Source organism: Pseudomonas sp. TMW22080 (assembly GCF_022496745.1).
GTDB lineage: Bacteria > Pseudomonadota > Gammaproteobacteria > Pseudomonadales > Pseudomonadaceae > Aquipseudomonas > Aquipseudomonas bubulae.
The window spans coordinates 136,882-162,639 of sequence record NZ_SCFF01000004.1 but is presented as its reverse complement, the minus strand read 5'-3'; the positions used below and the strand labels follow the sequence as shown (position 1 = coordinate 162,639).

The window sequence follows — 25,758 nt, the reverse complement described above, 5'->3', positions numbered from 1 at the left end:
GGAGAAATACCCATGTTGCATATCTTCTGTCCCCATTGCGGCGAGCTTCGCTCCGAAGAGGAATTCCACGCCAGCGGCCAGGCGCATATCCCGCGCCCGCTCGACCCTGGCAGTTGCACCGACGCAGAATGGGGCGACTACCTGTTCTTTCGCGACAACCCCCGTGGCCTGCACCACGAACTGTGGAACCACGTCGCCGGTTGCCGGCAGTATTTCAATGCCACGCGCAATACCGTGACCTACGAAATTCTTGAAACCTACCTGATCGGCAGCAAGCCGCAGTTCACTGAGCAGGCAGTACCTGCGGCCACCACGGCCACCCGCGAGCTGGGAGAAAAAGTATGAGCCAGACCCATCGCTTGCCCAATGGCGGCCGCGTTGACCGCACCAAGGTGCTGAGCTTCACATTCAACGGTCAACAATACAAAGGCTACGAGGGCGACAGCCTGGCGGCCGCTTTGCTGGCCAACGGCGTTGACGTGATTGGCCGCAGTTTCAAATATTCCCGGCCCCGAGGCATTTACGCCGCCGGTGCTGAAGAGCCCAACGCGGTGTTGCAGATCGGTGCCACCGAGGCCACGCAAATCCCCAACGTGCGCGCCACGCAGCAGGCTTTGTACCAGGGCCTGGTGGCCACCAGCACCAACGGCTGGCCCAACGTCAACAATGATGTGATGGGCATCCTCGGCAAGGTCGGCGGCAAGCTGATGCCGCCGGGCTTTTACTACAAAACTTTTATGTACCCGCAGTCGTTCTGGATGACTTACGAGAAGTACATCCGCAAAGCCGCAGGCCTGGGTCGCTCGCCGACCCAGAACGATCCCGACACCTACGACTATATGAACCACCACTGCGACGTGCTGATTGTCGGCGCAGGCCCTGCAGGTCTGGCCGCGGCACTGGCAGCAGCGCGCAGCGGTGCGCGGGTGATCATCGCCGATGAACAGGAAGAATTCGGCGGCAGCCTGCTCGACAGCCGCGAAAGCCTGGACGGCAAACCGGCCATGGAGTGGGTGGCCAAGGTGATCGCCGAACTCAAGACGCTACCCGACGTGATCCTGTTGCCCCGCGCGACGGTGAACGGCTATCACGACCACAACTTCCTGACTATTCACGAACGTATCACCGATCACCTCGGCGATCGCGCCCCTATCGGTCAGGTACGCCAGCGTATTCACCGGGTCCGGGCCAAGCGCGTGGTATTGGCCACCGGTGCCTGCGAGCGGCCGTTGGTGTACGGTAACAACGACGTACCGGGCAATATGCTCGCCGGAGCCGTGTCCACCTATGTGCGCCGCTATGGCGTGGCACCGGGCAAAAAACTGGTGCTCAGTACCAACAACGATCATGCCTACCGCGTAGCCCTGGACTGGCTCGACGCCGGCCAGCAAGTGGTTGCTGTTGCCGATGCACGCAGCAACCCCCGTGGTGCGCTGGTCGAAGAAGCTCGGGCCAAAGGCATTCGCATCCTCACCGGGAGTGCGGTGATCGAAGCCCGTGGCAGCAAGCATGTAACGGGTGCACGAGTGGCGGCGATCGACGTCAAGGCTCTCAGCGTTGCCAGCCCCGGCGAGTGGCTGGAGTGCGATTTGCTGGCCACTTCGGGCGGCTACAGCCCGGTGGTTCACTTGGCCTCGCACCTGGGCGGCAAGCCGACCTGGCGTGAAGATATTCTCGGTTTCGTCCCCGGCGAAGCACCGCAAAAGCGCGTATGTGTGGGCGGTATCAATGGTGTCTACCCGCTGGGCGACAGCCTGGCCGATGGTTTTGAGGGCGGCGCACGTGCGGCCAGCGAAGCCGGTTTCAAGGCCGTGGAAGGGGTGTTGCCCAAAGCCCTGAATCAGCTGCAGGAACCGACCCTGGCGCTGTTCCATGTGCCCCACGAAAAAGGTACGGCGCGGGCACCGAAGCAATTTGTCGACCTGCAAAACGACGTCACTGCTGCGGCCATCGAACTGGCGACCCGTGAAGGGTTCGAGTCGGTTGAGCACGTTAAACGCTATACCGCGCTGGGCTTCGGCACGGATCAAGGCAAGCTGGGCAACGTCAACGGCCTGGCCATTGCCGCCCGCTCGCTGAACGTGACCATCCCGCATATGGGCACCACCATGTTCCGCCCCAACTACACGCCGGTGACCTTCGGCGCGGTGGCGGGGCGCCATTGCGGGCATATTTTCGAGCCGGTGCGCTACACCGCGCTGCAAGCCTGGCACGTCAAGCAAGGCGCTGAATTTGAAGACGTCGGCCAGTGGAAACGGCCGTGGTACTTCCCGCGTAACGGCGAAGACATGCATGCGGCGGTCAAGCGCGAATGCAAAGCGGTGCGTGACAGCGTCGGCATTCTCGATGCCTCTACCCTGGGCAAGATCGACATTCAGGGCCCGGATGCCCGCGAGTTTCTCAACCGTATCTACACCAATGCCTGGACCAAACTTGATGTGGGCAAGGCCCGCTACGGGCTGATGTGCAAGGAAGACGGCATGGTCTTCGACGACGGCGTGACGGCCTGCCTGGCCGACAATCATTTCGTCATGACCACCACTACCGGCGGCGCGGCCCGTGTGTTGCAGTGGCTGGAAATTTACCAGCAGACCGAATGGCCCGAGCTGAAGGTCTACTTCACCTCGGTCACCGACCACTACGCGACCCTGACTTTGTCCGGCCCCAATAGCCGCAAGTTGCTGAGCGAAGTGACCGACATTGATCTGGATCGCGAGGCGTTCCCGTTCATGACCTGGAAAGAAGGCCTGGTGGGCGGTGTGCCGGCGCGGGTGTTCCGTATCTCGTTTACCGGCGAGCTGTCCTACGAGGTCAATATCCAGGCTGACTACGCCATGGGCGTGCTGGAAAAAATCGTCGAGGCGGGCAAGCAGTACAACCTCACCCCTTATGGCACCGAGACCATGCACGTGTTGCGGGCCGAGAAGGGCTTCATCATCGTTGGTCAGGACACTGACGGTTCCATGACCCCCGACGACCTGAACATGGGCTGGTGCTTGGGCCGCACCAAACCGTTCTCGTGGATCGGCTGGCGCGGCATGAACCGTGAAGACTGCGTACGTGACCAGCGCAAGCAGCTGGTGGGGCTCAAGCCCATCAACCCGACCCAATGGCTGCCCGAAGGCGCGCAACTGGTGTTCGATGCCAAGCAGTCGATCCCGATGACCATGGTCGGCCACGTGACGTCGAGTTATGCCCACAACTCACTGGGTTATTCATTTGCCATGGGTGTGGTCAAGGGCGGCTTGAAGCGTATCGGCGAACGGGTGTTCTCGCCCCAGGTCGACGGCAGCGTGATCGAGGCTGAAATTGTGTCTTCGGTGTTCTTCGACCCGAAAGGCGACCGGCAGAATATTTGAATGGGTGATCTCATGACCACAGCCAACGTATACCAACAGCGCCCGGAGTCGGGCGCCAAAGCCGAATCCTCGCTGCACCATGCCAGCCTGGCCGGCCTGATCGGCAAGGGCCGGAAAAACCCTGGCGTGACCGTACGCGAGAAAAAACTGCTGGGCCACCTGACTCTGCGCGGTGACGCCAAAGACCCGGCCTTTGCCGAAGGCGTGCACAAGGCCCTGGGCCTGGAACTGCCCGTGGCCCTGAGCCTGGTGGCCAACGCTGATACCTCGCTGCAATGGATGGGGCCGGATGAGTGGCTGCTGATCGTCCCCGGTGGCCAGGAGTTCGCCGTGGAGCAAGCCCTGCGGGCGGCGCTGGCGGGGCTGCATATTTCGGTGGTCAACGTCAGTGGCGGGCAACAGCTGCTGGAACTGAGCGGGCCGAAGGTGCGCGAGGTGCTGATGAAGTCCACCAGTTATGACGTACACCCCGACAATTTCCCGGTGGGCAAGGCGGTGGGCACGGTCTTCGCCAAGTCGCAGCTGGTGATTCGTCATACCGGCGAAGACACCTGGGAACTGCTGATCCGCCGCAGTTTTTCGGATTACTGGTGGTTATGGTTGCAGGATGCGGCGGCTGAATACGGGTTGAGCGTGGAGGCGTAAACCCGCCTGCTGTCCCCTGTGGGAGCGGGCTTGCTCGCGATGGCAGCCCCTCGGTCAACCGGATGCACCGAGTTGTTTGCATCGCGGGCAAGCCCGCTCCCACACCTGTACGTGCGCATTCCAACAACAACCAAGGACTCCCGCCATGAGCCGCGCCCCCGACACCTGGATCCTCACCGCCGACTGCCCGAGCCTGCTGGGTACCGTCGACGCGGTGACGCGTTATCTGTTTGAGCACCGCTGCTACGTCACCGAACACCATTCCTTCGACGATCAGCGTTCGGCGCGTTTTTTTATCCGCGTTGAGTTCCGCCAGCCCGACGGCTTCGATGAACACGAATTTCGCGCCGGCCTGGCCGAGCGCGGCCAGGCCTTTGGCATGACGTTCGAACTGACACCGCCACACCATCGGCCCAAAGTGCTGATTATGGTGTCCAAGGCTGACCACTGCCTCAACGACCTGCTCTATCGCCAGCGCATTGGCCAGTTGTCGATGGACGTGGTGGCCGTGGTCTCCAATCACCCCGATCTGGAGCCTCTGGCGCAGTGGCACGGCATCCCCTACCACCACTTCGCCCTCGACCCGGCCAACAAGCCTGCGCAGGAGGCCAAGGTTTGGCAGGTGATCGAAGACACCGGCGCCGAGTTGGTGATCCTCGCCCGCTACATGCAAGTGCTGTCCCCCGAGCTGTGTCGCAAGCTCGACGGCAAGGCGATCAATATTCACCACTCCCTGCTGCCCGGCTTCAAGGGCGCCAAGCCCTATCATCAGGCCTACGAGAAGGGCGTCAAACTGGTCGGTGCTACCGCCCATTACATCAACAACGACCTCGACGAAGGCCCGATCATTGCCCAGGGCGTCGAGGTGGTAGACCACAGCCACTACCCCGAAGACCTGATCGCCAAGGGCCGTGATATCGAAGCGCAAACCCTGGCGCGAGGCGTGGGCTATCACATTGAGCGGCGCGTTTTCCTAAATGGAGGTCGTACCGTGGTGCTGTGACCCCGCGCCACCTTCTAAGCTGCAAGCAGCAAGTTAATCCCGCCAATAACAACTAAGGGTGAATACGATGGCTGACAATCGCGGTGTGGTGTACCTGGGCAACGGCCAGGTTGAAGTGCAAAGCATTCCTTTCCCCAAGATGCAGAACCCTCAGGGCAAGCCCATCCACCACGGCGTAATCCTGCGGGTAGTGTCGACCAATATCTGCGGCTCCGACCAGCATATGGTGCGTGGCCGCACCACGGCGCAAACCGGGCTGGTGCTGGGTCATGAGATCACCGGCGAGGTGATTGAGGCCGGGCGTGATGTGGAACACCTGAAAGTCGGCGACCTGGTTTCGGTGCCGTTCAACGTGGCGTGCGGCCGCTGCCGCAGCTGCAAGGAACAGAACACCGGCGTGTGCCTGACCGTCAACCCGGCCCGTCCCGGCGGCGCATATGGTTACGTGGACATGGGCGACTGGGTTGGCGGTCAGGCTGAATATGTATTGGTGCCTTACGCCGATTTCAACCTGCTCAAGCTGCCGAATCGCGATGCAGCGATGGAAAAAATCCGCGACCTGACCTGCCTCTCCGACATCCTGCCCACCGGCTATCACGGCGCCGTCACTGCTGGCGTTGGCCCTGGCAGCACGGTGTATATCGCCGGTGCTGGCCCGGTGGGGCTGGCGGCTGCGGCTTCGGCGCGCTTGCTGGGTGCGGCGGTGGTGATTGTCGGTGACGTTAATCCGATTCGTCTGGCCCACGCCAAGGCGCAGGGTTTTGAAATTGCCGACCTGTCCAAAGATACGCCCCTGCACGAACAGATCGCCGAACTGCTGGGCGAGCCGGAAGTGGATTGTGCGGTGGATGCAGTGGGTTTTGAAGCTCGCGGGCACGGCCATGACGGGGTCAAGCATGAAGCACCGGCCACGGTGCTCAACTCGCTGATGGGCGTGGTGCGGGTGGCGGGCAAGATCGGCATTCCGGGCCTGTATGTGACCGAAGACCCGGGTGCGGTAGACGCGGCGGCGAAGAAGGGCAGCCTGAGCATCCGCTTCGGGTTGGGCTGGGCCAAGTCCCACAGCTTCCACACCGGGCAGACGCCAGTGATGAAATACAACCGCCAGCTGATGCAGGCGATCATGTGGGACCGAATCAAGATCGCTGACATCGTAGGTGTTGAAGTGATCAGCCTGGACGACGCGCCGCGGGGCTATGGCGAGTTCGATGCCGGTGTGCCGAAGAAGTTCGTGATCGACCCGCACCGGATGTTCAGCAAGGCATAAACACCAGCGCCAACCCTGTGGGAGCGGGCTTGCCCGCGATTGCAGCACCTCGGTTATTGAGATGTACCGAGTTGTCTGCATCGCGAGCAAGCCCGCTCCCACAACTGCGTGGATTGTTTTTACAGGCTGGCCAGCGGCCCCTGATACAGCACGGGGCCCGTCGGCTGACCGGTTGGCGAGCCGCCTTGCGGTTCCAGGCTCACGGCGAGCACCACCGGCACCCTGATGAGTTGCTGCTGACTTTGGCTAAGGGTTATGCGGCCATCGCCATCGCGGGGGATCAGTCCAAGGGACACCGGTTTGCCTTCAACCGGTATCGCCCACAGTTCCAGGCTGCTGCCCCCATCCACCGCCGACAGCTCCAGCGGTTTTACTTTCAGATAATCGCTGTGGGCCTCGATGCTCAGGCCGGGCTGCGCAGTGCCGCTGAGCAGGGTGGCTTTGTATTGCACGCTGTCGCGATTGTAGAGCAGGCCGGCAGTCACGACGATCAGCAATGAGCAGGCAAGTGCACTCAAACGCAGCCAGTTCCAGAACGGACGCTTTGCCGGCACATGCAGGGTTTGCGGCTCGATACGGGCCACGATGGCCCGCCACACGCGATCCGGTACGGGTTGCTCGATCAGTGGCTCGGTCAGCAGGTTGAGGTGTTCCAGCCAGCGGGCCAGTTCGGCGCGCAGGAGCGCGTCGCCCTGCAGCAGGTGCTCAAAACGCCTGCGGGCCGTGGGCGGCATCAGCCCGATGGCGTAATCGGCGGTCAGCGCACGGCGTAACTCGGGTGTTTGATAGTTCATGATTCGAGGCACCTGCGCAGTCGCTGCATACCCCGGCGAATCCAGGATTTGACCGAACCGAGGGGTGCAGCCAGTTGCTGTGCCAGCTCGCTGGCGCTCAGCCCATGGAAGTAGGCGCTGGTGATGCTCTGGAGTTGCATGCCTTCGAGTTGTTCCAGGCACTGGTTGAGGGCGCAGGCTTCACGGGCGCTGCCCAGTTGGTCGAGGGCGCTGGGACTGTCATCGGCCACGTTGTCTTGCTGCTGGTCACTCAAGGGCAATTCACGGTGTTTGCGCAACTGGTCGATGGCCTGGTTGCGGGTGATGGTGATCATCCAGGTCAGGGGTGCCGACAAATGGGCTTCGTAACGTGAGGCGCTGTGCCAGATACGCACAAAACTTTCCTGCACCACATCCTCTGCCAGGTCGCGTCGGCCCATGCAGCGCAAGGCCACGCTGTACAAGCGCGGGGCCACGCTGCGGTAGAGGGTTTCAAAGGCGCGTCGATTACCCAATGAACATTGGGCCAACAGCTTTTCAAGGTAATCGGTATTGGCGGTTAAAATAGCTGTTCTCCCCTCAAAAAAAGCCAGGACTTCAGACCAGTTGTCGGTTGAGGGTAGTTCAGGGTATAGGGTTGTTCCAATCATGTGAGTTACCTCGCTGCTCTGTATACGCAGGCAAGGGCTCAGCGGATGCACTCGTTTTCAATTAAGATTACAGACCGTTTGACCCGATAGTGGCACTTGGGAACATCTGCCCGGTTTTTGGGTCTTACCCATAGTTTTACCGCTCCCTGGCGGGCGGCTTTTTGGTTCTAGAGGTTGAAGCGATGAAAAAGTTGAGCGGCGTGGCACTGGCAACATTGATGACCGTGGCAGCGAGCCCGGTGTTCGCAGGTTTCAGCCTGAGCGACGTAGCCAACGTGGCCGCGCAGGTTCAGGGTGGCAACGGTAATGGCGCCACCACGGACAAATCGGCCCAGGCCGTGCAGATGCTGACCAAGGTCAACGAGCTGGGCGTCAAGCCTGAGCAGGCAGCGGGCGGTATTGGCGCGATGTTGAGCCTGGCGAAAAACCAGCTGACCTCCAGCGACTACTCCGAACTGACCCAGCAAGTGCCGGGCGTGAACAAGCTGGCTGGCGCCGGTGCCCTGGGTCAGTTGAGCCAGTTGGGCGGCCTGCTGGGCAAATCCAGCGGTGTTTCCGAGACCGCGACCAGCGCTGTCAGCAACGTGGCCAACACTGACCAGCTGAACGCCGCATTCACGGCGCTGGGCATGCAGGACGGTATGGTTGCCAAGTTTGCTCCGGTACTGCTGGACTACTTCAAGGGCCAGAACGTCAGCACTTCGCTGCTGAGCAAGCTGGGCAGCGCCTGGGGCGTTTAAAGGCTAGCCGCGCTCGGCACGCAAGGTGCTGATACGCTGGTCTTTCAGGGTCCAGAGCTGGTTGACCCAGCTCTGGACCTGCTCACGAAACACCGGGTCGTTTTCGTAATCCCCCTGCCACAATGCCGGATCCAGTTCGCGGGTCTGTATATCGACAATCACCTTGGGCACCTGCCCGCTGATCAACTGCCAAAAGCCCGGAATCTTTGCCTGTGGATACACCACAGTCACGTCGAGCACGGCATCCAGCTGTTCGCCCATCGCCGCCAGCACAAACGCCACCCCGCCTGCCTTGGGCTTGAGCAGCCAGGTATAGGGTGAATGTTGTTGCGCGTGTTTGGCCGGGGTAAAGCGCGTGCCCTCGAGGTAATTGACGATCGTCACCGGCTGGCGCTTGAACAGTTCGCAGGCAGCCCGGGTGATCTTCAGGTCTTCGCCTTTGAGCTGCGGATGTTTGGCCAGAAAGGCCTTGGAATAGCGCTTCATGAACGGGTAGTCGAGCGCCCACCAGGCCAGGCCCAGAAAGGGGACCCAGATCAGTTCTTTTTTCAGGAAGAATTTGAAGAATGGCGTGCGCCGGTTCAGGCCCTGCATTAACGCGGGGATATCGACCCACGACTGGTGGTTGCTGATCACCAGATACGAGGTATCGCGGCTCAGACCTTCGGCGCCGCGAATATCCCATTGGGTGGGCAGGCACAGGGCAAAAATGCGTTTGTCGATTTCGGACCAGGTTTCGGCAATCCACATCACCGCCCGCGAATTGTAATCGCGCAGGCGCCCCGATGATGCCAGTTTGAGCAGGGCAAACAGCATCAACGGCCCGAACAGGATCAGGGTGTTGCACAGCAACAGCAGGGTAACCAGACAGCCGGTGAGCAGGCGGCGCATAAGCAACTCTTGAACGTTTAAGGACTGGCCATGATAAGCAGACTGGCGTAGAACGCCAAATCCATGGACCTTGTGGGAGCGAGCCTGCTCGCTCCCACACACCTAGTGTGAACCTACTGTGGATAAGTGGTCTAACTCTTACTTTTTCAAAGGAAATGCCTGCATGAAGTCTGTTCTTGCGTTGCTGTCTGTATTGGCGCTGCCGGTGATGGCCGCCGAGCCGACCCTTTACGGGCGTTACGAGTACATCAAATTGCCGGAAATCGGCGAGACCCTTAAAGCCAAGATGGACACGGGTGCCTTGACCGCGTCGCTGTCGGCCAAAAATATCCAGACCTTTACCCGTGACGGTGAAGAGTGGGTGCGCTTCCAGCTGGCCACCGAAGGTGCCAGCAGCAAAGTGTATGAACATAAGGTGGCGCGCATCAGCAAGATCAAAAGCCGCGCCGATGAAGATGAAGACCGGGAAACCCCCGAAAGCGCCAAGCGCCCGGTGGTCGATCTGGAAATGTGCCTGGGTGATGTCAAACGCACGGTGGAGGTCAACCTCACCGACCGGAGCAGCTTCAACTACCCGCTGTTGATTGGCGCCAAGGCACTGCGTGAGTTTGGTGCGGCGGTAAACCCGGCGCGGCGCTATACAGCGGACAAACCGGATTGCTGAGTGAGTGCTTGGCCCTCACCCCAGCCGCTTGATCGGGGTTGACGCGGATTTTGAATTCGCTGGAGATCGGCCCCCTCGCCCTTTGGGAGAGGGCTGGGGTGAGGGGCTTGCAGATTTTCAGGTTAGCCCGCCCAAGGCGCCTTGCGTGAGTTGTTCAGTGTGGTGAGATAGCTGTCGCCCCCCAACTGGCTCATCTGCTGACGAATCCACCCGGCGCGGCGGCTGACATAGGTGCTGGGGTGGCTTGCACTCCAGTTCAGCGGGCTGGGCAGCACGGCCGCCAGATAACTGGCCTGCTGGCGCGTAAGGTTTTTGGCACTCACGCCAAAGTGATGCTGCGCTGCAGCCTCGGCGCCGAACACGCCTTCATCCCACTCCGCACTATTGAGGTACACCTCAAGAATCCGCTGCTTGGGCCACAACACCTCGATCAACGCGGTAAACCAGGCCTCCAGGCCTTTGCGCAGCCAGCTGCGACCGGACCACAAAAACAGGTTCTTCGACACTTGCTGGCTCAGCGTACTGGCACCGCGCAGCGTTCCGCCTTGTTCGTTGTGGATCAGCGCAGCCCTGATCGCCCCGAAGTCAAAACCCCAGTGCTCGGGGAATTTCTGATCCTCACCTGCCATGACCGCAACTTTCAGTTCGTCGGATATTTCATCCCACGGCCGCCAACTGCGCTGCAGGTCAATCGGCTGGCCGTCAAGCCATGACTCGACCTTGCGTTCGACCATCAGCGCCGTGCCGGGAAGCGGTACCCAGCGAAAAACCAGCACCAGCAATGCGCTGCCCACTGCGAACCAGAGCAGGACCTTGAGAAAGCGATGAACAAGAAAACGCAGCATGGATGACTTGGCCGAACCCGTTGAGCGGGCCATTATACAGACCCTGCGCCATTCCATGATCCTGACTGGAGTAACCCCATGCTGCGCGTTTTTTTGATGCTGGCCGCATTCTTCGGCTTTACCGGTGTTGCTTTGGGTGCTTTCGCGGCCCATGGCCTTAAAGGCCGCCTGACTGAACAGTATCTGGCTATTTTTCATACAGGCGTGACCTACCAGTTGGTCCACACCCTGGCCCTGTTTGGCGTGGCCTTGCTGGCCACTCATCTGCCCGGGCGCCTGGTGACCTGGGCAGGTGTCTGTTTTGCTGTCGGCATTGTGCTGTTTTCCGGCAGCCTGTATGTGCTGACCATGACCGGCATCAGCAAGCTGGGGATCATCACGCCCTTCGGCGGCCTGGCATTTCTGGCCGGCTGGCTGTGTTTAGGGCTGGCCGCCTGGCGCCTGAGCTGAGCCTGCAAGATGAATGGCTTGGGTCGGCCTGACTGATCGGGCTAGAATGCTGGCCCCTTAAAATGAAGGCAGCGTCGCGCATGCTCATTCAGTTGAACGGTGAATCCTTTGAACTACCCGACGGCGAGACCGTCGCCGACTTGCTGGCCCGTCAGGAACTGACCGGCCGCAGGGTTGCGGTCGAGCTGAACCTGGACATTGTCCCGCGCAGCCAGCATGCCGAGACGGTACTCAAAGCCGGTGACCAGGTCGAAGTGGTGCATGCCATCGGTGGCGGCTAGGTTTTTGCCCTGCCCATCATGCTCGACCCGCAAGTGCACATAATTAAAGAGGATTCCCGATGAGCAACGTTCGCAGCGACAAGCCTTTTACCCTGGCCGGCCGTACCTACCAGTCGCGCCTGCTGGTGGGCACCGGCAAGTACCGTGACCTTGAAGAAACCCGCCTGGCCATTGAAGCCTCGGGTGCCGAGATCGTCACCGTCGCCGTACGCCGCACCAACATCGGTCAGAACCCGGGCGAGCCGAACCTGCTCGATGTGTTGCCGCCGGATCGCTACACCATCCTGCCCAACACTGCAGGCTGCTATGACGCGGTTGAAGCCGTACGTACCTGCCGCCTGGCCCGTGAACTGCTCGATGGCCACAAGCTGGTCAAGCTTGAAGTGCTGGCCGACCAGAAAACCCTGTTCCCCAACGTGATCGAAACCCTCAAGGCCGCCGAGATTCTGGTCAAGGACGGTTTCGACGTAATGGTATACACCAGCGATGATCCGATCATTGCCCGCGAGCTGGAAGCCATGGGCTGTATTGCCGTGATGCCGCTGGCTGGCCTGATTGGCACCGGTCTGGGGATCTGCAATCCCTACAACCTGCGCATCATCCTTGAAGAAGCAAAAATTCCGGTACTGGTCGATGCGGGTGTGGGCACTGCCTCCGACGCGACCATCGCCATGGAAATGGGCTGCGAAGCGGTGCTGATGAACTCGGCCATCGCCAATGCCCAGCATCCGATCATCATGGCCGAAGCCATGAAACACGCCATTGTGGCGGGCCGCCTGGCGTACCTGGCCGGGCGCATGCCGAAAAAACTCTATGCCAGCGCCTCTTCGCCGCTGGATGGTCTGATCAAGTAAGAGCCACTGATGACTGAATCACTAGACACCCCAATCCCGGAAGAAGGCGACGATCGCCAACACCGTCGCATCAAGAGTTTTGTGATGCGCGCCGGGCGCATGACCGAAGGCCAGCAACGCGGCCTCGATCAAGGTACGCCGCTGTATGTACTGCCACTGGCTGACGCACCGGTCGATTTCGACCAGGTGTTTGGTCGCTCTGCGCCGCGCACCCTGGAAATCGGTTTTGGCATGGGCCATTCCCTGCTGGAAATGGCAGCGGCTTCGCCTGAGCAGGACTTTATCGGCGTAGAGGTTCACCGTCCGGGTGTGGGCGCGCTGCTTAACGGCGTGTTGACCCAGGGCCTGACCAACTTGCGGGTATACGATTGCGATGCAATCGAAGTCCTGACCCGTTGCGTGGCAGACAACAGCCTTGATCGCCTGCTGCTGTTCTTCCCGGACCCTTGGCACAAGAGCCGTCACCACAAGCGCCGGATCGTGCAAGCGTCCTTCGCCGAACTGGTACGCTCCAAGCTCAAGGTTGGCGGCGTGTTGCACATGGCTACCGACTGGGAACCGTATGCTGAATACATGCTGGAAGTGATGAACGTCGCCCCGGGTTACCGCAATCTGGCTGAAGATGGCAAGTGCGTGCCACGTCCGCCTGAGCGCCCGGTGACCAAGTTCGAACGCCGCGGCGAACGTCTTGGGCACGGTGTGTGGGATTTGAAGTTCGAAAAACTGGCTTAAGCGGTTTTTCAATCACCGGCCCCACCCTGCTTTGGGGTCGGTGAAGTTCGTACGAAATCTGTGGGAGCGGGCTTGCTCGCGATGGCACCACAGCGGTGAATCAGATGCACCGCGTAGCCTGTATCGCGAGCAAGCCCGCTCCCACACGATATCCTGGGTGTTCTTCAGCGCCGATCCGCCACCACCCCGATCAATACCAGCACCACCAACAGCACCGGTGCCAGGCTGTAGTTGTTGAACTGGCTCAACCCGCGTTCGACCCAGGGCGTGGCGTAGATCAGGGCCGCACCGCTGCCGATCAGGCAAAGCAGGGCCATCAGCGGCACGCGCAGGGCGCCCGCAATGCTGCCCAGACGTTGTTCGACCCAGCCCTTGAAGTCGGCACCGAACAGCACCAGTACACAGCCAATCAAGGCCAGAGCGATCTCCGAGAGGTGACTGCGGCTCCAGCGCGATACGTTGGCAAGCAGGTCGAGTACCAAGTCCATTCGATTTCCTTAGGTCAAAAAGTGCTGCAACAGGTCATTGAGAAACAGCTGGCCCCGGGCAGTTGCCGCCAGGCGTGACGGTTCGACCTGCAATAAGCCACTTTGTTCGGCTGCTTTGCGTCCAGTGCTCAAGCTGTCCAGTGGTAACCCCGTGCGCTGAGGGTAGAGCGCCGAGTCAACGCCGTCGGTCAGGCGCAAGGCGTTCATTAGAAACTCAAATGGCAGCTCTTCTGCTGTAAGAGCTTTCTCTCCTGCTTGAAAGGATTTCGCTGGATTCAGGTAGTCCTTTGGCAGACGAGTTTTCCAGGTGCGCACGATACGGCCATCAGGATGGCTCAGTTTGCCGTGGGCGCCAGCGCCGATGCCGATAAAGTCGCCGAAACTCCAGTAATTGAGATTGTGCCGCGCCGGCCGGCCGGGCTGGGCGTAGGCCGACACTTCGTACTGGGTGTAGCCGTGCTCGGCGAGCAGCGCTTGACCGGCTTCCTGAATGTCCCACAGGGTGTCGTCTTCCGGCAGCACGGGGGGCTGGTTCCAGAACACCGTGTTGGGCTCCAGGGTCAGCTGATACCACGACAGATGCGTCGGCTTGAGCGCAATAGCCTGGCGCAGGTCGCTCAGGGCGTCCTCCAGGGACTGATCGGGCAAGCCGTGCATCAGGTCCAGGTTGAAGTTGTCAAAGCCCGCCAGTCGCGCCATTGAGGCTGCACGCACAGCTTCATCGCCGTTGTGGATGCGACCCAGGGCCTGCAGCTTCTCTTGCTGGAAGCTCTGGATACCGATCGACAGGCGATTGATGCCCAGCTTGCGGTAAGCCACGAACTTTTCCTGCTCGAATGTGCCCGGGTTGGCTTCCAGGGTGATTTCGATATCACTGGCAAACGGGATGCGCGCTTCAACGCCTTTTAGCAGGCGCCCCAGAGCGTGTGCGCTGAACAGGCTCGGTGTGCCGCCGCCGAAGAAGATCGAGCTGAGCTCGCGACCATAAACAGCGTGCAGGTCCTGATCGAGGTCGGCCAGCAGCGCGTCGACGTATTCTTCTTCGGGCAGCACCGGGCTGGCGGTGTGGGAGTTGAAGTCGCAATACGGGCATTTGCGCACGCACCACGGAATATGGATATACAGCGACAGAGGGGGCAATTGGCTCAGCGGCGCGCGCGGCGCCTGCTGGGTAAAGCCAGCCGCGCCCAGATAGAGCGGCTGTGGAGGTGTGTCGTGGGTCATTTCAGGCCCAAACGCTGACGCAGCAAAACCATGGCGCGCGCACGGTGGCTCAGCTGGTTTTTCTCCGTGGGGCTGAGTTCGGCGCTGGAGCAGTTGCGCTCTGGTACCCAGAACAGCGGGTCATAGCCGAAACCGTGTTCGCCGCTGGCTGCAGGCAGGATGCGCCCGTGCCACAGGCCTTCACAGATGATCGGCAGCGGGTCGTCGGCGTGGCGTACCAGTGCCAGCACGCAGACAAACTGTGCACCGCGCTCTGCCTCGGGCACGTCTTTGAGGGCGTCGAGCAGCTTGGCGTTGTTGGCCGCGTCGCCTTTGCCGTCTGCATAACGTGCCGAATAAATGCCCGGCGCGCCGCCGAGAAAGTCCACGGCCAGCCCCGAGTCGTCGGCCAGTGCCGGCAAGCCCGAGAGGCGTGCGGCATTGCGGGCTTTAAGAATTGCGTTCTCAACAAACGACAAGCCAGTTTCTTCCGGCTCAACGCTGCTGAATTCTCCAATCGAGCGCAACTGCACCGACTCGCCGAGCATGGCCTGAAGTTCTTTGAGTTTGCCGGCGTTGTGGCTAGCCAGTACCAGTTGCGTGAGGTTCATCATTCGATTGGAGCGACCATTTGAGAAAATTGGATGGTTTCAGAGGTAGCGCCGCCTGCCTTCACATCCACTTTGAAGGTGAAGGTCTGCGGCCCGGCCACCGGGAACTGGGCCAGATAATTGATTTCGCCGTTCTTGCCCACCTGACGGAAGGTCAAGGGTATCGGCTTGGCATCGCCCGTCCGGACCGTGCCTTGAACGTTGGCGGCAATGTTCTTGCCGCCCTTGTTCAGGGTGATGTTGAGCACCGCATTGGTTTTGCTGCGGGTGACTTCAAATTCGTTGGCGATTTCCGGCGTCAGGAAAGTCGACGGGAACGCGTTGTAATACACCGTTGTGTCGCCAAACGTCTGTTGACGCTGGGCAGATGTGCCGTCACCGGCAAAAGCCTGCATGCCAAAACACATCGAAAGCAGTAGTAATCCAATACGACCCATTGTCACTCTCCTTAGAACTTGCTGGTTTAGACCGCGACCTGATGATCCTGAAGGCCGGGACTGCTGACACGATAAATGCCAATCTCGCCCAACAGGTTAGGCCATATCTTGCTCGCCCACCCGTGTCGGTGTTGTTGATCTACGGCAAGGCGGTTGATCACTTGTGCTTCGCGCTCGCGGCACAGCGCCTCGAAGTCTTCGAAAGTGCAGAAGTGAATGTTCGGCGTGTTGTACCAGGTGTAAGGCAGGAATTCGGAGACCGGCATCCGCCCCTTGCTGGCCAGGTACCAGCGGCAACGCCAGTGGCCGAAGTTCGGAAAGGTGATGATGCACTGGCGACCGACGCGCAGCATTTCATCGAGGATCCGGTCGGGGTAGTGCACGGCTTGCAGCGCCTGGGTCATGACCACGATATCAAAGCTGTTGCTGGCGAAGTTGCCCAGGCCCTTGTCGAGGTCCTGCTCGATGACGTTGATGCCCTTGGCCACACATTCGGCAATGTTGTCCGGGTCGTTTTCCAGGCCGTAACCGGTGACTTGCTTGTTGTCGCGCAGCCAGCTCAGCAGTTCGCCATCACCACAACCAAGGTCGAGCACGCGGCTGCCGGCGGGGATCCAGTCTTGGATGATTTCCAGGTCGGCTCTCATGGCGTTCTCACAGTTCTATGCGGTTCATGTAATTGCTGAAGGCTTGCAGGTAGCGCGGAATCGGGATCAGAAAGGCGTCATGGCCTTGCGGAGCGTCGATTTCCAGGTAGCAGACGTCTTTTTTCGCGGCCATCAATGCATCCACCAGCTCCCGCGAGCGGGCCGGCGAGAAGCGCCAGTCGGTGGTGAACGACATCACGCAGAAGCGTGCCTTGGCCCCGGCAAAAGTTTTGGCCAGGTCGTCGTCAAAGTTGGCCGCCGGGTCGAAGTAGTCCAGCGCCTTGGTCATCAACAGGTAAGTGTTGGCGTCGAAACGCCCGGAGAACTCTTCGCCCTGATAACGCAGGTAGCTCTCGACCTGGAACTCGACGCTGTGGAAGTCGTAGTTGAGGTTTTCGTTCTTCAGGCCACGGCCGAATTTTTCGCCCATCGAGTCATCGGACAGGTAGGTGATATGCCCGACCATGCGTGCCAGCATCAGGCCGCGCTTGGGAATCACGCCTTTTTCCTGGAACGAACCGCCGTGGAACTCGGGGTCGGTAAGGATGGCCTGACGAGCGACTTCGTTGAACGCGATATTTTGCGCGGACAATTTGGGCGCCGAGGCAATCGCCAGGCAATGGCGCAGGCGATCAGGGTAACTGATGCTCCACTGCAGCGCCTGCATGCCACCCAGGCTGCCGCCGATCACGGCAGCCCATTGGCTGATGCCCAGCCGGTCAGCCAGGCGAGCCTGACTGTGGACCCAATCTTCAACGGTCAACACCGGGAACTCGGCGCCAAACGGCCGGCCGGTTTCAGGGTTCATGCTGCTTGGGCCGGTAGAACCGTTGCAGCCGCCCAGGTTGTTGAGGCTGACGACGAAGAACTTGTTGGTATCGATTGGCTTGCCGGGACCGATGCAACTGTCCCACCAGCCGGGCTTGCGATCATCGGCGCTGTGGTAGCCCGCCGCGTGATGGTGCCCTGACAGTGCGTGACAGATGAGTACGGCGTTGCTGGCCGAGGCATTGAGCTGGCCGTAGGTTTCGTAGATCAGATCATAGGCAGGCAGTGAGCGACCGCAGGCTAGCGCCAGGGGCTCGTTGAAGTGCGCTGTTTGCGGCACGACCAGACCAACGGAATCGGGGGGAAAGGCAGCTGGCATCGACCCTGCTCTCATTTAAATGAGGCGTAAGTCTAATGAGCGGGGGGCGTAGCAGCAAGCAATGGTCTGGGCTGATTTTATGACCTGTAGCCAAACTCTGTGGGAGCGGGCTTGCTCGCGATTGCATCACCGCAGTTTGTCGACCGAGCGCGGTGCCAGTATCGCGAGCAAGCCCGCTCACACAGGTTCAGGGCCTGGCCAGCCCCGGCAAGTCCGGCAGTTTTTTGGGTGCATGCAAGCGCACGCGTTTCTGCCGGTTAAGCTCGCCGCTCACCAGGCTGACCTGACTTTTGGCTATGCCGAACGCCTTGGCCAGAAAGGCCATCAGGTGGGCGTTGGCCTTGCCCTCTACCGGTGGGGCGGTGAGACGGATTTTCAGGCGGTCACCGTGCAGGCCGGCGAACTCGTCGCTGCTGGCCTTGGGTTGCAGGTGACAGTCGAGAATCAGGTCCTCGCCGTCCCAACGGTAGTAGCTCATCAGATCAGGCCGAACAAGATGACCGGCATGCCGACGTACATGGCCAATGGCGGGATCACGAAGCTCTGAATCAGCTGGATCACCATAAACGCCAGGATGGGCGAGATATCCAGGCCGCCCATGCTTGGCAGGAAGCGGCGGAACGGGGCCAGGGCAGGTTCGGTGATCTGGTTGACCAGTTCAGCACCAGGGCTGGTGCTGCCGGGTGCCACCCACGACAGGATCACGCTGATGATCATGGCGAAGAAGAACACTTTCAAAAACAGCGCAGTCACGCCAATGATCGCCCAGAGCAGCAGGCCAAAGACGTTGAACGACATGTAGCTGAGCGTCAGGACCACGGCGAAGATCACCATCTGCACGATGATCGCCAGTACCAGCGATGACATGTCCAGGCCGAACAGGCTCGGGATCACCCGGCGCAGCGGCTTGAGCAGCGGCTGGGTGGCCTTGACGATGAACTGGCACAGCGGGTTGTAGAAGTTCGCCCGCACCAGTTGCAGGATAAACCGCAGCAGTACGATCAGCAGGTAGAGGCTACCCAGGGTTTGAATCACGAAAATGGCAGCGCCATTAAGTCCGGACATCATGTGCTCCTTTATTGACCCAGTTGTTCGGCCATTTCGGCCGAGCGGTGCGCGGCCGCACTCAATGCTTTTTCGACCGTGGCGGCAAAGCCGTCGGCCTGGAATGACTTGATCGCTGCTTCAGTAGTACCGGCAGGCGAGGTCACGCGGCGGCGCAGCTCGGCAGCATCGACATCGCTGGCCACGGCCATGTGCGCGGCACCCAGTGCAGTCTGCTCGGCAAGCTGCTTGGCCACGTCACGGGGCAGGCCGAGCTTGACGCCGGCATCGGTCATGGCTTCGATCAACAGGAAGAAGTACGCCGGGCCGCTGCCGGACACGGCAGTCACGGCATCGATCTGCGCTTCGCTGTCCACCCACACCACAATGCCCACGGCACTTAGCAGTTGTTCAGCCTGCTGGCGTTGCTCGGCGGTAACATCGGCGGTGGCAAACAGGCCACTTACGCCCTTGCCCAGCAGGGCCGGGGTGTTGGGCATGCAGCGTACCAGCGGCTGGTTGCCCAGCCAGTCAAGCAGGCTGGCGCAGGTAATGCCGGCGGCAATGGATACCAGCAATTGATGGGGCTTGAGGTGCGGGCGCAGGTCCTGGCACACGGCTTTCATGGCCTGTGGCTTGACCGCGATCACGATCACATCGGCGTCCTGAATGGCTTGCGCGTTATCGGCAAACAGTTCGATGCCATGCTCGGCGGCCACTTTGGCCCGCGTCTCGGCACCCGGATCGCTGGCGCGGATCTGTGCTGCATCCAGGCCTTTGGCCAACAGGCCGCCGATCAAGCTGGAAGCCATGTTGCCGGCGCCGATAAAGGCAATACGCATTTTGCTCATAACCGATCCTTATAAAAAATGAGACAGGCCGTTTCAGGCCTGGCCGTAGTCGCGGGCGCCAAATAATGCAGTGCCGATGCGTACCCAGGTGGCGCCTTGGGCAATCGCAGACTCCAGGTCATGGCTCATGCCCATTGAAAGCGTATCAAGGCCCATGTTCAGGCTTTCTTGCAATGTGCGTACTGTCGCAAAGGCTGCGTCCTGCTCGGCGCGGTCCTCCGTGGGCTCGGGTATCGCCATCAGGCCGCGCAGTTTCAAGCGTGGCAGGGCGCTGATGGCGGCCGCCAGCGCAGGAAGGTCTGCCGGGGTACAGCCCGACTTGCTGGCCTCACCGCTGACATTGACTTGAATGCAGATATTGAGCGGCGGCAGGTTTGCCGGGCGCTGTTCAGACAGGCGCTGGGCAATTTTGAGCCGGTCAACGGAATGCACCCACGCAAAATGCTCGGCGATGTCGCGCGTCTTGTTCGATTGAATGGGGCCGATGAAGTGCCAACACAAGGGCAGGTCGGCTAATTCGAGCTGTTTGGCGCGGGCTTCCTGCAGGTAGTTTTCGCCAAAGTCGCGAATGCCCGCGGCATGGGCTTCACGCAGCGCGCCAGCAGGTTTGGTCTTGCTGACAGCGAGTAGATGAATGCTCGTTACATCACGTTGCACAGCCAGTGCGGCTGCACGGATGCGCGCCTCAACCCGGGCAATGTTGCCTGCTATCGTGGACATTCGTGTAAGCCCGCTGTTGTGAAAGTCAGCGGCATTCTACTGGAATTGGGAGGGGGGATGGATATCGCTGACCTGGTTGGCATGCAGCCGCTTCCAGCGGCTGCATGATTTGCCTGCGCTTAGCGTTGCACAACCTGCAGCGCGCCTTTCTCTTTAGGCAGCACACGCTTGGCAACCACATAGTGGTTCTGCCAGTAAGGCTTTTGCAGCGTGTCGATAGTCACCGACTTGCCGCGACGCGGAGCGTGGATAAAGCGGTCGTTGCCCAGGTAGATGGCAACGTGGTTGACCTTGCGGCTCTTGATGTTGAAAAACAGCAAGTCGCCAGGCTTCAAGTCCTTGCGCTCGACCTTTTGGCCATGGCCGCTGGCCATTTCGCTGGAGGTGCGTGGCAAATCAACGGCGGCCACGTCATTAAAGGCGTATTTGACCAGCCCGCTGCAGTCGAACCCTTTACTTGGGCTGCTGCCGCCCCAACGATAAGGGGTGCCCAGCACGTTGACGGCGCGGCTCAGCACCGTGCTGCTCTGCTTGTTGGCGGCGGCCAGGGAAGCGGCCGCAATTTTGCCCGGGGCCTTGCGGTGGGCTTTACTGGAGGCAGGACGTGCTACGGTCTTGCTGGTAGAGGCAACATAAGGCGCACTCGCAGATGACTTTGCGGTGTAGCCGGTGAAGCCCGAAGGAAGGTGTTGCTCACGATTGGTGGCGTGGGCGGCCAGTGGCAATAATAGGCAAATGGTTAGCCATGTCTTGAATATAGGACGCATTCGGCAGGGCTCAATGGTTATAAACGCGAAACTTTATAACAGCTTTTTTGTCCTTTCTCAGGCCATTTGTCAGGTGGACTGTAGGGTCAATTTCCGTAACGATGATGGCAAATTGTCGCATGGCGAGGGTGCAGGTCAGGTAACACAAGGCTTTGCGCCAATTTCTGTAAGACACTTTTACCTTTTGCACGACAGTAAAAAAGTCACAAAAAACTTCACAATATTTTTCTATCAGCAGCAAAGAGGGCATTTATGAGCGGCTATCGAGACGATGTTCAGCGCGATACTCACAGCAAAGTGCTGGGCTATTTGCTGTGGATTTTTGGTTTCCTGGGCGCGCACCGCTTTTATTACGGCAAGCCGGTAACCGGGACGATCTGGTTTTTCACCCTGGGCTTGTTGGGTATTGGCTGGTTGATCGACTTGTTCCTGATCCCGAGCATGGACCGTGAAGCCGACTTGCGGTTTACCGCAGGTAATACTGACTACAGCGTGGCCTGGATTCTGCTGACGTTTCTGGGCGTCTTGGGCGTACATCGGATGTACATGGGCAAATGGATCACAGGGATCATTTACCTGTTCACCGGCGGTTTTTTCCTGATCGGTGTCCTGTATGACTTCTGGACTCTGAACGATCAGATTTCGATCAAGAACGCAGAGCGTCGTTAAGACACAAATCCTGCCTCTGTGGGAGCGAGCCTGCTCGCGAATGATCTTCGCGAGCAGGCTCGCTCCCACGACTACAGGTTATTGGTAGCGCGTTAGCCTTCGTAACTGATCCGCCCATCCACCAGCGTGTAACGCACGGCACTCGGCAGGCAATGGCCGAGGAACGGGCAGTTGTCGCCTTTGGAGTGCCATTGTTCACCGACCAGGGTCGAGGCCGCCGGGTCAAACAGCACCAGGTCCGCCGCCGAACCCACTGCCAGTTTGCCGGCTGGCAGGCGTAAGGCGTCAGCCGGGCCAGCGCTCAGGCGGTTGAGCAGCGTCGGCAGGTCGAGCAAACCGTCTTCTACCAGTGTCATCGCCAGCGGCAGAAGCACTTCAACGCTGCTCATGCCCGGTTCGGTCGCGCCGAACGGTGCCAGTTTGGCATCGCGTTCGTGGGGCTGGTGATGGCTGGAGATGGCTTGCACCACGCCCGACTTCACAGCTTCGCGCAGGCCGTCACGGTCGGCGCGGGTGCGCAGTGGCGGTTGCACATGGTAAACGCTGGAAAAATCCACCAGTGCTTCGTCAGTCAGAATCAGCTGATACAACGCCACATCCGCAGTGACTTTCAGGCCACGAGCCTGGGCCTGAGCGATCAGGGCCACGCCACGGGCGCTGGTCAGCTGGCTGAAGTGTGCGCGCACGCCACTTTGCTCAACCAGCAGCAGATCGCGGGCCAGGGCTACGGTTTCGGCGGTTTCCGGAATGCCCGGCAAGCCTCGGAACGCAGCCATTGCACCGTCGTGGGCAATCCCGCCTTCGGCCAGATCACGGTCCTGGGAGTGGAAGATCACCGTCAGGTCGAACGTGGCGGCGTACTCCAGTGCCCGGCACAGAGTGCGGGTGTTGCTGAAGCTGTTGAGGCCGTTGCCAAATGCCACGCAGCCCGCGTCGCGCAGGGCGATCAGTTCGGCCAGTTGCTCGCCGTCCAGGCCTTTGCTCAATGCACCGATCGGGAACACCTTGCAATTACCGGCTTCGCGGGCGCGGTCAAGGATCAGCTCGGCAACGGCCGAGGTGTCCAACACCGGCTTGGTGTGCGGTGGGCAGCACAGGCTGGTGACGCCACCGGCCGCAGCCGCGCGGGTCTCGCTGGCGATGGTGCCTTTGCGGCTGTAGCCCGGTTCACGCAGGGCAACGTTGAGGTCAACCAGCCCGGGGGCGGCCACCAGGCCTTTGGCTTCGATGGTTTGCGTCGGGGTGAAACCGGCTGGCGCTGCGCCAATGGCAACGATCTTGCCGGCCTCCAGGTGCAGGTCAGTCACTTGATCCAGCTGGCTGGTCGGATCAATTACACGGGCGCCGAGAATGCTGAGCTTCACTGGGCGTTCTCCTGTTCGAATTGGCGCTGGGCGGTTTGCCCGCTCATGGTCATGGACAACACCGCCATGCGCACGGCAATGCCATAGGTCACCTGGTTGAGGATCACCGAGTGCGGGCCATCGGCCACCGCGGATTCAATCTCGACCCCCCGGTTGATCGGCCCCGGGTGCATCACGATGCAATCAGGCTTGGCCCCGGCCAGGCGGGCGGTGGTCAGGCCGAACAGGCGGTAGAACTCGCCTTCGCTCGGCAGCAGGCCACCGGACATGCGCTCGCGCTGCAGGCGCAGCATGATCACCACATCCACGTCTTTCAGGCCTTCGGTCATGTCGGTGTAGACCTTCACGCCGTACTGCTCGATGCCGATCGGCAACAGGGTCTTCGGCGCGATAACGCGAATGTCCTTACAACCCAGGGTCTTGAGGGCGATCATGTTCGAACGTGCCACCCGCGAGTGCAGGATGTCACCGACGATGGCCACCGACAGGTTTTCGAAGCCGCCCTTGTGCCGACGGATGGTCAGCATGTCGAGCATGCCCTGGGTCGGGTGGGCATGGCGGCCGTCGCCGCCGTTGATGATTGCCACCTGCGGGCACACGTGCTCGGCAATGAAGTGCGCGGCGCCGGAGTCACCGTGGCGCACCACAAACATGTCGGCGGCCATGGCTTCTAGGTTGCGCAGGGTGTCGAGCAGGGTTTCGCCCTTGCTCGCCGACGAGGTCGACACGTTCAGCGTGATCACGTCGGCCGACAGGCGCTGGGCGGCCATTTCAAAGGTGGTGCGGGTGCGGGTGGAGTTTTCGAAGAACACGTTGCACACGGTCTTGCCGCGCAACAACGGGACTTTTTTCACGGCTCGGGCGCCGACTTCAAGGAACGAGTCGGCGGTGTCGAGGATTTCTGTCAGCAGTTCACGGGGCAAACCGTCGAGCGACAGAAAGTGGCGCAGCTGGCCCTGATCATTGAGCTGCAGCGGGCGCTTGGCGTCTGTAGGCGTCATCGCAATGGTCTCTTAGAGGGCTAGGTCTTGAAGTTCGAGTGTCAGTGGCGCGGGGCCGGACAATTTTACCCGCTCGCTCGGCTTGAGCGACAAGGTCGCGCCCACCACATCCGGACGGATCGGCAGCTCGGCGGCGTCCAGGTCCAGCAAGCTGACCAGGGTCACGCTGGCCGGACGACCATAGTCGAACAGCTCGTTCAGCGCTGCGCGAATGGTCCGACCGCTCATCAGCACATCGTCGATCAGCACCAGGTGCTGGCCTTCAATTTCGAATGGCAATTCGGAAGGCCGCACTTGCGGGTGCAGGCCGTTCTGGCTGAAATCATCGCGGTAGAACGACACGTCCAGCGTGCCCAGCGGGGCCTCGCTGTTCAGCGCCTTGAGCAGCGCCTGGGCAACCCAGATGCCGCCGGTGCGGATACCGATGTAACGTGGTTCGGTGATACCGCGACGGGCCAGGTGGGCCTTGAGATCAAGGGCCATCTGGGAGATCAGTTCAGCGGGAACAGGCAGGATCATGGTGGCTCCTTAAAAGGCCCGCGCAGCAGAACGTGCGGCGGCGGGCGCAAACAATGAGGCGGGTCAATTGTACAAGCGCCGGGTCAGTCTTGAGAGTGCGCCGGGTTTTCGTCGAGCCAGCCTTGCAGCACCAGTTTGGCGGCGATGGCATCAACGGGGTTGTCGCGGTAGCTGCCGCGCTGGCCGCCCTGGGCCCGGCGCTCGCCCTTGGCCTCGAAGGTGGTCAGGCGTTCATCATGGGTAAAAACCGGCAAATTGAAGCGGCCATTCAGACGATTGGCAAATTTCTGCGCCCGGGCGCAGAAGTCGCTCGGGGTGCCGTCCATGTTCAGGGGCATGCCGACCACCATTGCGTCGGGCTGCCACTCCTTGATCAGCTTTTCGATTTCTTCCCACTTGGGGATGCCATTCTCGGCTTTCAGGTTGCACAGTTCGCGGGCCTGGCCAGTAATCATCTGGCCCACAGCCACGCCGATGGAGCGGGTGCCGTAGTCGAAGCCCAGCAGTAAACGAAGGCTGGCCATCAGCAATGGCCTGCTTGGGTGCTTAACAAATTGAGGTTCACTCCGAGGTGTTTGGCGGCTGCGTCGAGGCGCAGCTCGCTTGGGGTATCAAACAGGATATGAGCGGAATAGGGGCAGGTCAGCCAGGCGTTGTCGGCCAATTCGGCCTCCAGCTGGCCAGCATCCCAGCCGGCATAGCCCAGGCAGATCAGGCTGCGGTTCGGGCCGCGGCCGTCGGCAATGCTGAACAACACATCGGCAGAGGTACTCAGGGCCAGCCCGTCGTCGAGTTCGACTGTAGCGTCAAAGTTCATGCTGGCCGGATGCAGGACAAAGCCACGGTCGATCATGACAGGCCCGCCACCGAAGACCGGCACGTGCTGGCACAGGGGTGAAGAAAGTTTTTCCGGGCGCAACTGCTCAAGAACATCCGCCAGGTTCAGTTCCAGCGGACGGTTGATCATTAACCCCATGGCACCATTGGCCGTGTGCTCGACGATGTAGGTCAAGGAGTGGGCAAAGTTCGGGTCGGCCATATGGGGCATGGCGATCAGGAATTGATGCTTGAGGTAAGTCGGCGCGTGTTTTTTCATGAGTCTTAGTGTGGCGCTGGCAGCGTGAACTGACAAGTTT

The 25,758-nt window shown here is 60.5% G+C and carries 32 protein-coding genes; 12 read left to right on the top strand and 20 right to left on the bottom strand.

Going from position 1 to position 25,758, the window contains the following annotated elements; genetic code table 11:
- The first annotated feature begins 12 nt into the window (after nt 1-12).
- From EQV96_RS14970 to fdhA, 5 genes are all read left to right on the top strand, one after another.
- The gene (locus EQV96_RS14970) at nt 13-345 is read left to right on the top strand and encodes a sarcosine oxidase subunit delta (protein ID WP_240882158.1); all 333 of its coding nucleotides are present in this window, start codon (nt 13-15) and stop codon (nt 343-345) included.
- Complete coding sequence (locus EQV96_RS14965; protein ID WP_240882157.1) at nt 342-3,359, top strand: sarcosine oxidase subunit alpha; 3,018 nt, start codon at nt 342-344, stop codon at nt 3,357-3,359. Before EQV96_RS14970 ends, EQV96_RS14965 begins: the two co-directional genes overlap by 4 nt.
- 12 nt (nt 3,360-3,371) lie before the next feature.
- Nucleotides 3,372-4,004 carry a sarcosine oxidase subunit gamma family protein gene (gene soxG, locus EQV96_RS14960; protein ID WP_094999980.1) on the top strand — a complete coding sequence of 211 codons (633 nt, stop codon included), beginning with the start codon at nt 3,372-3,374 and terminating at the stop codon, nt 4,002-4,004.
- A gap of 145 nt (nt 4,005-4,149) precedes the next feature.
- Complete coding sequence (gene purU, locus EQV96_RS14955; RefSeq protein WP_016782559.1) at nt 4,150-5,007, top strand: formyltetrahydrofolate deformylase; 858 nt, start codon at nt 4,150-4,152, stop codon at nt 5,005-5,007.
- Between the two features lie 67 nt (nt 5,008-5,074).
- Nucleotides 5,075-6,274 carry a formaldehyde dehydrogenase, glutathione-independent gene (fdhA, locus tag EQV96_RS14950; RefSeq protein WP_094999840.1) on the top strand — a complete coding sequence of 400 codons (1,200 nt, stop codon included), beginning with the start codon at nt 5,075-5,077 and terminating at the stop codon, nt 6,272-6,274.
- Between the two features lie 119 nt (nt 6,275-6,393).
- On the opposite strand, the gene EQV96_RS14945 is transcribed toward fdhA, so the two are convergent.
- The gene (locus EQV96_RS14945; protein WP_095019602.1) at nt 6,394-7,068 is read right to left on the bottom strand and encodes an anti-sigma factor; all 675 of its coding nucleotides are present in this window, start codon (nt 7,066-7,068) and stop codon (nt 6,394-6,396) included.
- The gene (locus EQV96_RS14940; protein ID WP_232527652.1) at nt 7,065-7,697 is read right to left on the bottom strand and encodes a sigma-70 family RNA polymerase sigma factor; all 633 of its coding nucleotides are present in this window, start codon (nt 7,695-7,697) and stop codon (nt 7,065-7,067) included. Before EQV96_RS14940 ends, EQV96_RS14945 begins: the two co-directional genes overlap by 4 nt.
- Nucleotides 7,698-7,879: 182 nt before the next feature.
- Here EQV96_RS14940 and EQV96_RS14935 point away from each other — a divergent pair, with 182 nt between their 5' ends.
- Entirely contained in the window at nt 7,880-8,437 is a 558-nt protein-coding gene (locus tag EQV96_RS14935) for a DUF2780 domain-containing protein (RefSeq protein WP_094999842.1), read from the top strand.
- 3 nt (nt 8,438-8,440) lie between these two features.
- Here EQV96_RS14935 and EQV96_RS14930 read toward each other — a convergent pair whose 3' ends face one another.
- On the bottom strand, nt 8,441-9,328 hold the full coding sequence (locus EQV96_RS14930) for an acyltransferase (RefSeq protein ID WP_094999843.1): 888 nt from the start codon (nt 9,326-9,328) through the stop codon (nt 8,441-8,443).
- A 163-nt stretch (nt 9,329-9,491) separates the two neighbouring features.
- Here EQV96_RS14930 and EQV96_RS14925 point away from each other — a divergent pair, with 163 nt between their 5' ends.
- Nucleotides 9,492-9,992 (top strand): ATP-dependent zinc protease, encoded by a 501-nt coding sequence (locus EQV96_RS14925; RefSeq protein WP_095019604.1) that lies wholly within the window; start codon nt 9,492-9,494, stop codon nt 9,990-9,992.
- 122 nt (nt 9,993-10,114) lie between these two features.
- Here the strand turns inward: EQV96_RS14925 and mtgA are convergent, their stop codons facing one another.
- Entirely contained in the window at nt 10,115-10,837 is a 723-nt protein-coding gene (gene mtgA / locus EQV96_RS14920; RefSeq protein WP_095019618.1) for a monofunctional biosynthetic peptidoglycan transglycosylase, read from the bottom strand.
- A 78-nt stretch (nt 10,838-10,915) separates the two neighbouring features.
- Between mtgA and EQV96_RS14915 the strand changes: the two genes are divergently transcribed.
- The 4 genes from EQV96_RS14915 to trmB all read left to right on the top strand — a co-directional run bounded on the left by EQV96_RS14915 (nt 10,916) and on the right by trmB (nt 13,154).
- Entirely contained in the window at nt 10,916-11,287 is a 372-nt protein-coding gene (locus tag EQV96_RS14915) for a DUF423 domain-containing protein (protein ID WP_094999845.1), read from the top strand.
- A gap of 80 nt (nt 11,288-11,367) precedes the next feature.
- The gene (gene thiS / locus EQV96_RS14910) at nt 11,368-11,568 is read left to right on the top strand and encodes a sulfur carrier protein ThiS (protein ID WP_016782550.1); all 201 of its coding nucleotides are present in this window, start codon (nt 11,368-11,370) and stop codon (nt 11,566-11,568) included.
- Between the two features lie 59 nt (nt 11,569-11,627).
- Nucleotides 11,628-12,422 (top strand): thiazole synthase, encoded by a 795-nt coding sequence (locus EQV96_RS14905; RefSeq protein WP_019828053.1) that lies wholly within the window; start codon nt 11,628-11,630, stop codon nt 12,420-12,422.
- A gap of 9 nt (nt 12,423-12,431) precedes the next feature.
- A complete protein-coding gene (gene trmB, locus EQV96_RS14900; protein ID WP_094999846.1) occupies nt 12,432-13,154 on the top strand; it encodes a tRNA (guanosine(46)-N7)-methyltransferase TrmB in 723 nt (240 codons plus the stop codon).
- Nucleotides 13,155-13,318: 164 nt separating this feature from the next.
- Here the strand turns inward: trmB and EQV96_RS14895 are convergent, their stop codons facing one another.
- The 11 genes from EQV96_RS14895 to EQV96_RS14845 all read right to left on the bottom strand — a co-directional run bounded on the left by EQV96_RS14895 (nt 13,319) and on the right by EQV96_RS14845 (nt 21,069).
- Nucleotides 13,319-13,642 (bottom strand): DUF3392 domain-containing protein, encoded by a 324-nt coding sequence (locus tag EQV96_RS14895; protein WP_016782547.1) that lies wholly within the window; start codon nt 13,640-13,642, stop codon nt 13,319-13,321.
- Nucleotides 13,643-13,651: 9 nt separating this feature from the next.
- On the bottom strand, nt 13,652-14,866 hold the full coding sequence (hemW, locus tag EQV96_RS14890; RefSeq protein WP_095026639.1) for a radical SAM family heme chaperone HemW: 1,215 nt from the start codon (nt 14,864-14,866) through the stop codon (nt 13,652-13,654).
- Nucleotides 14,863-15,459, bottom strand: coding sequence for an RdgB/HAM1 family non-canonical purine NTP pyrophosphatase (gene rdgB, locus EQV96_RS14885; protein WP_094999848.1), 597 nt, complete (start codon nt 15,457-15,459; stop codon nt 14,863-14,865). Before rdgB ends, hemW begins: the two co-directional genes overlap by 4 nt.
- The gene (locus EQV96_RS14880; protein ID WP_094999849.1) at nt 15,456-15,893 is read right to left on the bottom strand and encodes a DUF4426 domain-containing protein; all 438 of its coding nucleotides are present in this window, start codon (nt 15,891-15,893) and stop codon (nt 15,456-15,458) included. The genes rdgB and EQV96_RS14880 overlap by 4 nt, the downstream gene beginning before the upstream one ends.
- A 26-nt stretch (nt 15,894-15,919) precedes the next feature.
- On the bottom strand, nt 15,920-16,540 hold the full coding sequence (metW, locus tag EQV96_RS14875) for a methionine biosynthesis protein MetW (protein ID WP_016782543.1): 621 nt from the start codon (nt 16,538-16,540) through the stop codon (nt 15,920-15,922).
- Nucleotides 16,541-16,547: 7 nt separating this feature from the next.
- Nucleotides 16,548-17,687, bottom strand: a complete 1,140-nt coding sequence (locus EQV96_RS14870; RefSeq protein WP_094999850.1) for a homoserine O-acetyltransferase — start codon at nt 17,685-17,687, stop codon at nt 16,548-16,550.
- Between the two features lie 187 nt (nt 17,688-17,874).
- Nucleotides 17,875-18,165, bottom strand: coding sequence for a DUF167 domain-containing protein (locus tag EQV96_RS14865; RefSeq protein ID WP_095019607.1), 291 nt, complete (start codon nt 18,163-18,165; stop codon nt 17,875-17,877).
- Complete coding sequence (locus tag EQV96_RS14860) at nt 18,165-18,752, bottom strand: YggT family protein (RefSeq protein ID WP_094999852.1); 588 nt, start codon at nt 18,750-18,752, stop codon at nt 18,165-18,167. The genes EQV96_RS14865 and EQV96_RS14860 overlap by 1 nt, the downstream gene beginning before the upstream one ends.
- An 11-nt stretch (nt 18,753-18,763) precedes the next feature.
- On the bottom strand, nt 18,764-19,582 hold the full coding sequence (proC, locus tag EQV96_RS14855) for a pyrroline-5-carboxylate reductase (RefSeq protein ID WP_094999853.1): 819 nt from the start codon (nt 19,580-19,582) through the stop codon (nt 18,764-18,766).
- A 33-nt stretch (nt 19,583-19,615) separates the two neighbouring features.
- The gene (locus EQV96_RS14850) at nt 19,616-20,302 is read right to left on the bottom strand and encodes a YggS family pyridoxal phosphate-dependent enzyme (RefSeq protein ID WP_095019608.1); all 687 of its coding nucleotides are present in this window, start codon (nt 20,300-20,302) and stop codon (nt 19,616-19,618) included.
- 119 nt (nt 20,303-20,421) lie between these two features.
- Entirely contained in the window at nt 20,422-21,069 is a 648-nt protein-coding gene (locus tag EQV96_RS14845) for a C40 family peptidase (protein ID WP_094999855.1), read from the bottom strand.
- Nucleotides 21,070-21,321: 252 nt separating this feature from the next.
- Here EQV96_RS14845 and EQV96_RS14840 point away from each other — a divergent pair, with 252 nt between their 5' ends.
- Nucleotides 21,322-21,738, top strand: a complete 417-nt coding sequence (locus EQV96_RS14840; protein WP_094999857.1) for a TM2 domain-containing protein — start codon at nt 21,322-21,324, stop codon at nt 21,736-21,738.
- 92 nt (nt 21,739-21,830) lie between these two features.
- On the opposite strand, the gene EQV96_RS14835 is transcribed toward EQV96_RS14840, so the two are convergent.
- From EQV96_RS14835 to EQV96_RS14815, 5 genes are all read right to left on the bottom strand, one after another.
- The gene (locus EQV96_RS14835; protein WP_094999858.1) at nt 21,831-23,102 is read right to left on the bottom strand and encodes a dihydroorotase; all 1,272 of its coding nucleotides are present in this window, start codon (nt 23,100-23,102) and stop codon (nt 21,831-21,833) included.
- Nucleotides 23,099-24,103, bottom strand: a complete 1,005-nt coding sequence (locus tag EQV96_RS14830; protein WP_094999859.1) for an aspartate carbamoyltransferase catalytic subunit — start codon at nt 24,101-24,103, stop codon at nt 23,099-23,101. The genes EQV96_RS14835 and EQV96_RS14830 overlap by 4 nt, the downstream gene beginning before the upstream one ends.
- A gap of 12 nt (nt 24,104-24,115) precedes the next feature.
- A complete protein-coding gene (gene pyrR / locus EQV96_RS14825) occupies nt 24,116-24,622 on the bottom strand; it encodes a bifunctional pyr operon transcriptional regulator/uracil phosphoribosyltransferase PyrR (protein WP_094999860.1) in 507 nt (168 codons plus the stop codon).
- 83 nt (nt 24,623-24,705) lie between these two features.
- Entirely contained in the window at nt 24,706-25,146 is a 441-nt protein-coding gene (gene ruvX, locus EQV96_RS14820; protein WP_088378774.1) for a Holliday junction resolvase RuvX, read from the bottom strand.
- Nucleotides 25,146-25,718: a YqgE/AlgH family protein gene (locus EQV96_RS14815; protein WP_094999861.1), complete on the bottom strand. Its 573-nt coding sequence runs from the start codon at nt 25,716-25,718 to the stop codon at nt 25,146-25,148. Before EQV96_RS14815 ends, ruvX begins: the two co-directional genes overlap by 1 nt.
- Nucleotides 25,719-25,758: the final 40 nt, after the last annotated feature.

What these genes read in the sequence shown, in the direction of transcription:
- thiS (WP_016782550.1), top strand. Translation starts at nt 11,368, where the DNA reads ATGCTCATTCAGTTGAACGGTGAATCCTTTGAACTACCCGACGGCGAG.
- ruvX (WP_088378774.1), bottom strand. Translation starts at nt 25,146, where the DNA reads ATGGCCAGCCTTCGTTTACTGCTGGGCTTCGACTACGGCACCCGCTCC.
- EQV96_RS14945 (WP_095019602.1), bottom strand. Translation starts at nt 7,068, where the DNA reads ATGAACTATCAAACACCCGAGTTACGCCGTGCGCTGACCGCCGATTAC.
- purU (WP_016782559.1), top strand. Translation starts at nt 4,150, where the DNA reads ATGAGCCGCGCCCCCGACACCTGGATCCTCACCGCCGACTGCCCGAGC.
- proC (WP_094999853.1), bottom strand. Translation starts at nt 19,582, where the DNA reads ATGAGCAAAATGCGTATTGCCTTTATCGGCGCCGGCAACATGGCTTCC.
- EQV96_RS14830 (WP_094999859.1), bottom strand. Translation starts at nt 24,103, where the DNA reads ATGACGCCTACAGACGCCAAGCGCCCGCTGCAGCTCAATGATCAGGGC.
- hemW (WP_095026639.1), bottom strand. Translation starts at nt 14,866, where the DNA reads ATGACCCACGACACACCTCCACAGCCGCTCTATCTGGGCGCGGCTGGC.
- mtgA (WP_095019618.1), bottom strand. Translation starts at nt 10,837, where the DNA reads ATGCTGCGTTTTCTTGTTCATCGCTTTCTCAAGGTCCTGCTCTGGTTC.
- EQV96_RS14940 (WP_232527652.1), bottom strand. Translation starts at nt 7,697, where the DNA reads ATGATTGGAACAACCCTATACCCTGAACTACCCTCAACCGACAACTGG.
- EQV96_RS14970 (WP_240882158.1), top strand. Translation starts at nt 13, where the DNA reads ATGTTGCATATCTTCTGTCCCCATTGCGGCGAGCTTCGCTCCGAAGAG.
- EQV96_RS14935 (WP_094999842.1), top strand. Translation starts at nt 7,880, where the DNA reads ATGAAAAAGTTGAGCGGCGTGGCACTGGCAACATTGATGACCGTGGCA.
- EQV96_RS14845 (WP_094999855.1), bottom strand. Translation starts at nt 21,069, where the DNA reads ATGCGTCCTATATTCAAGACATGGCTAACCATTTGCCTATTATTGCCA.
- EQV96_RS14815 (WP_094999861.1), bottom strand. Translation starts at nt 25,718, where the DNA reads ATGAAAAAACACGCGCCGACTTACCTCAAGCATCAATTCCTGATCGCC.
- rdgB (WP_094999848.1), bottom strand. Translation starts at nt 15,459, where the DNA reads ATGATGAACCTCACGCAACTGGTACTGGCTAGCCACAACGCCGGCAAA.
- EQV96_RS14930 (WP_094999843.1), bottom strand. Translation starts at nt 9,328, where the DNA reads ATGCGCCGCCTGCTCACCGGCTGTCTGGTTACCCTGCTGTTGCTGTGC.
- EQV96_RS14915 (WP_094999845.1), top strand. Translation starts at nt 10,916, where the DNA reads ATGCTGCGCGTTTTTTTGATGCTGGCCGCATTCTTCGGCTTTACCGGT.
- EQV96_RS14840 (WP_094999857.1), top strand. Translation starts at nt 21,322, where the DNA reads ATGAGCGGCTATCGAGACGATGTTCAGCGCGATACTCACAGCAAAGTG.
- metW (WP_016782543.1), bottom strand. Translation starts at nt 16,540, where the DNA reads ATGAGAGCCGACCTGGAAATCATCCAAGACTGGATCCCCGCCGGCAGC.
- EQV96_RS14965 (WP_240882157.1), top strand. Translation starts at nt 342, where the DNA reads ATGAGCCAGACCCATCGCTTGCCCAATGGCGGCCGCGTTGACCGCACC.
- EQV96_RS14925 (WP_095019604.1), top strand. Translation starts at nt 9,492, where the DNA reads ATGAAGTCTGTTCTTGCGTTGCTGTCTGTATTGGCGCTGCCGGTGATG.
- EQV96_RS14905 (WP_019828053.1), top strand. Translation starts at nt 11,628, where the DNA reads ATGAGCAACGTTCGCAGCGACAAGCCTTTTACCCTGGCCGGCCGTACC.
- EQV96_RS14860 (WP_094999852.1), bottom strand. Translation starts at nt 18,752, where the DNA reads ATGTCCGGACTTAATGGCGCTGCCATTTTCGTGATTCAAACCCTGGGT.
- trmB (WP_094999846.1), top strand. Translation starts at nt 12,432, where the DNA reads ATGACTGAATCACTAGACACCCCAATCCCGGAAGAAGGCGACGATCGC.
- EQV96_RS14865 (WP_095019607.1), bottom strand. Translation starts at nt 18,165, where the DNA reads ATGAGCTACTACCGTTGGGACGGCGAGGACCTGATTCTCGACTGTCAC.
- EQV96_RS14880 (WP_094999849.1), bottom strand. Translation starts at nt 15,893, where the DNA reads ATGGGTCGTATTGGATTACTACTGCTTTCGATGTGTTTTGGCATGCAG.
- EQV96_RS14850 (WP_095019608.1), bottom strand. Translation starts at nt 20,302, where the DNA reads ATGTCCACGATAGCAGGCAACATTGCCCGGGTTGAGGCGCGCATCCGT.
- pyrR (WP_094999860.1), bottom strand. Translation starts at nt 24,622, where the DNA reads ATGATCCTGCCTGTTCCCGCTGAACTGATCTCCCAGATGGCCCTTGAT.
- EQV96_RS14895 (WP_016782547.1), bottom strand. Translation starts at nt 13,642, where the DNA reads ATGGACTTGGTACTCGACCTGCTTGCCAACGTATCGCGCTGGAGCCGC.
- EQV96_RS14870 (WP_094999850.1), bottom strand. Translation starts at nt 17,687, where the DNA reads ATGCCAGCTGCCTTTCCCCCCGATTCCGTTGGTCTGGTCGTGCCGCAA.
- fdhA (WP_094999840.1), top strand. Translation starts at nt 5,075, where the DNA reads ATGGCTGACAATCGCGGTGTGGTGTACCTGGGCAACGGCCAGGTTGAA.
- soxG (WP_094999980.1), top strand. Translation starts at nt 3,372, where the DNA reads ATGACCACAGCCAACGTATACCAACAGCGCCCGGAGTCGGGCGCCAAA.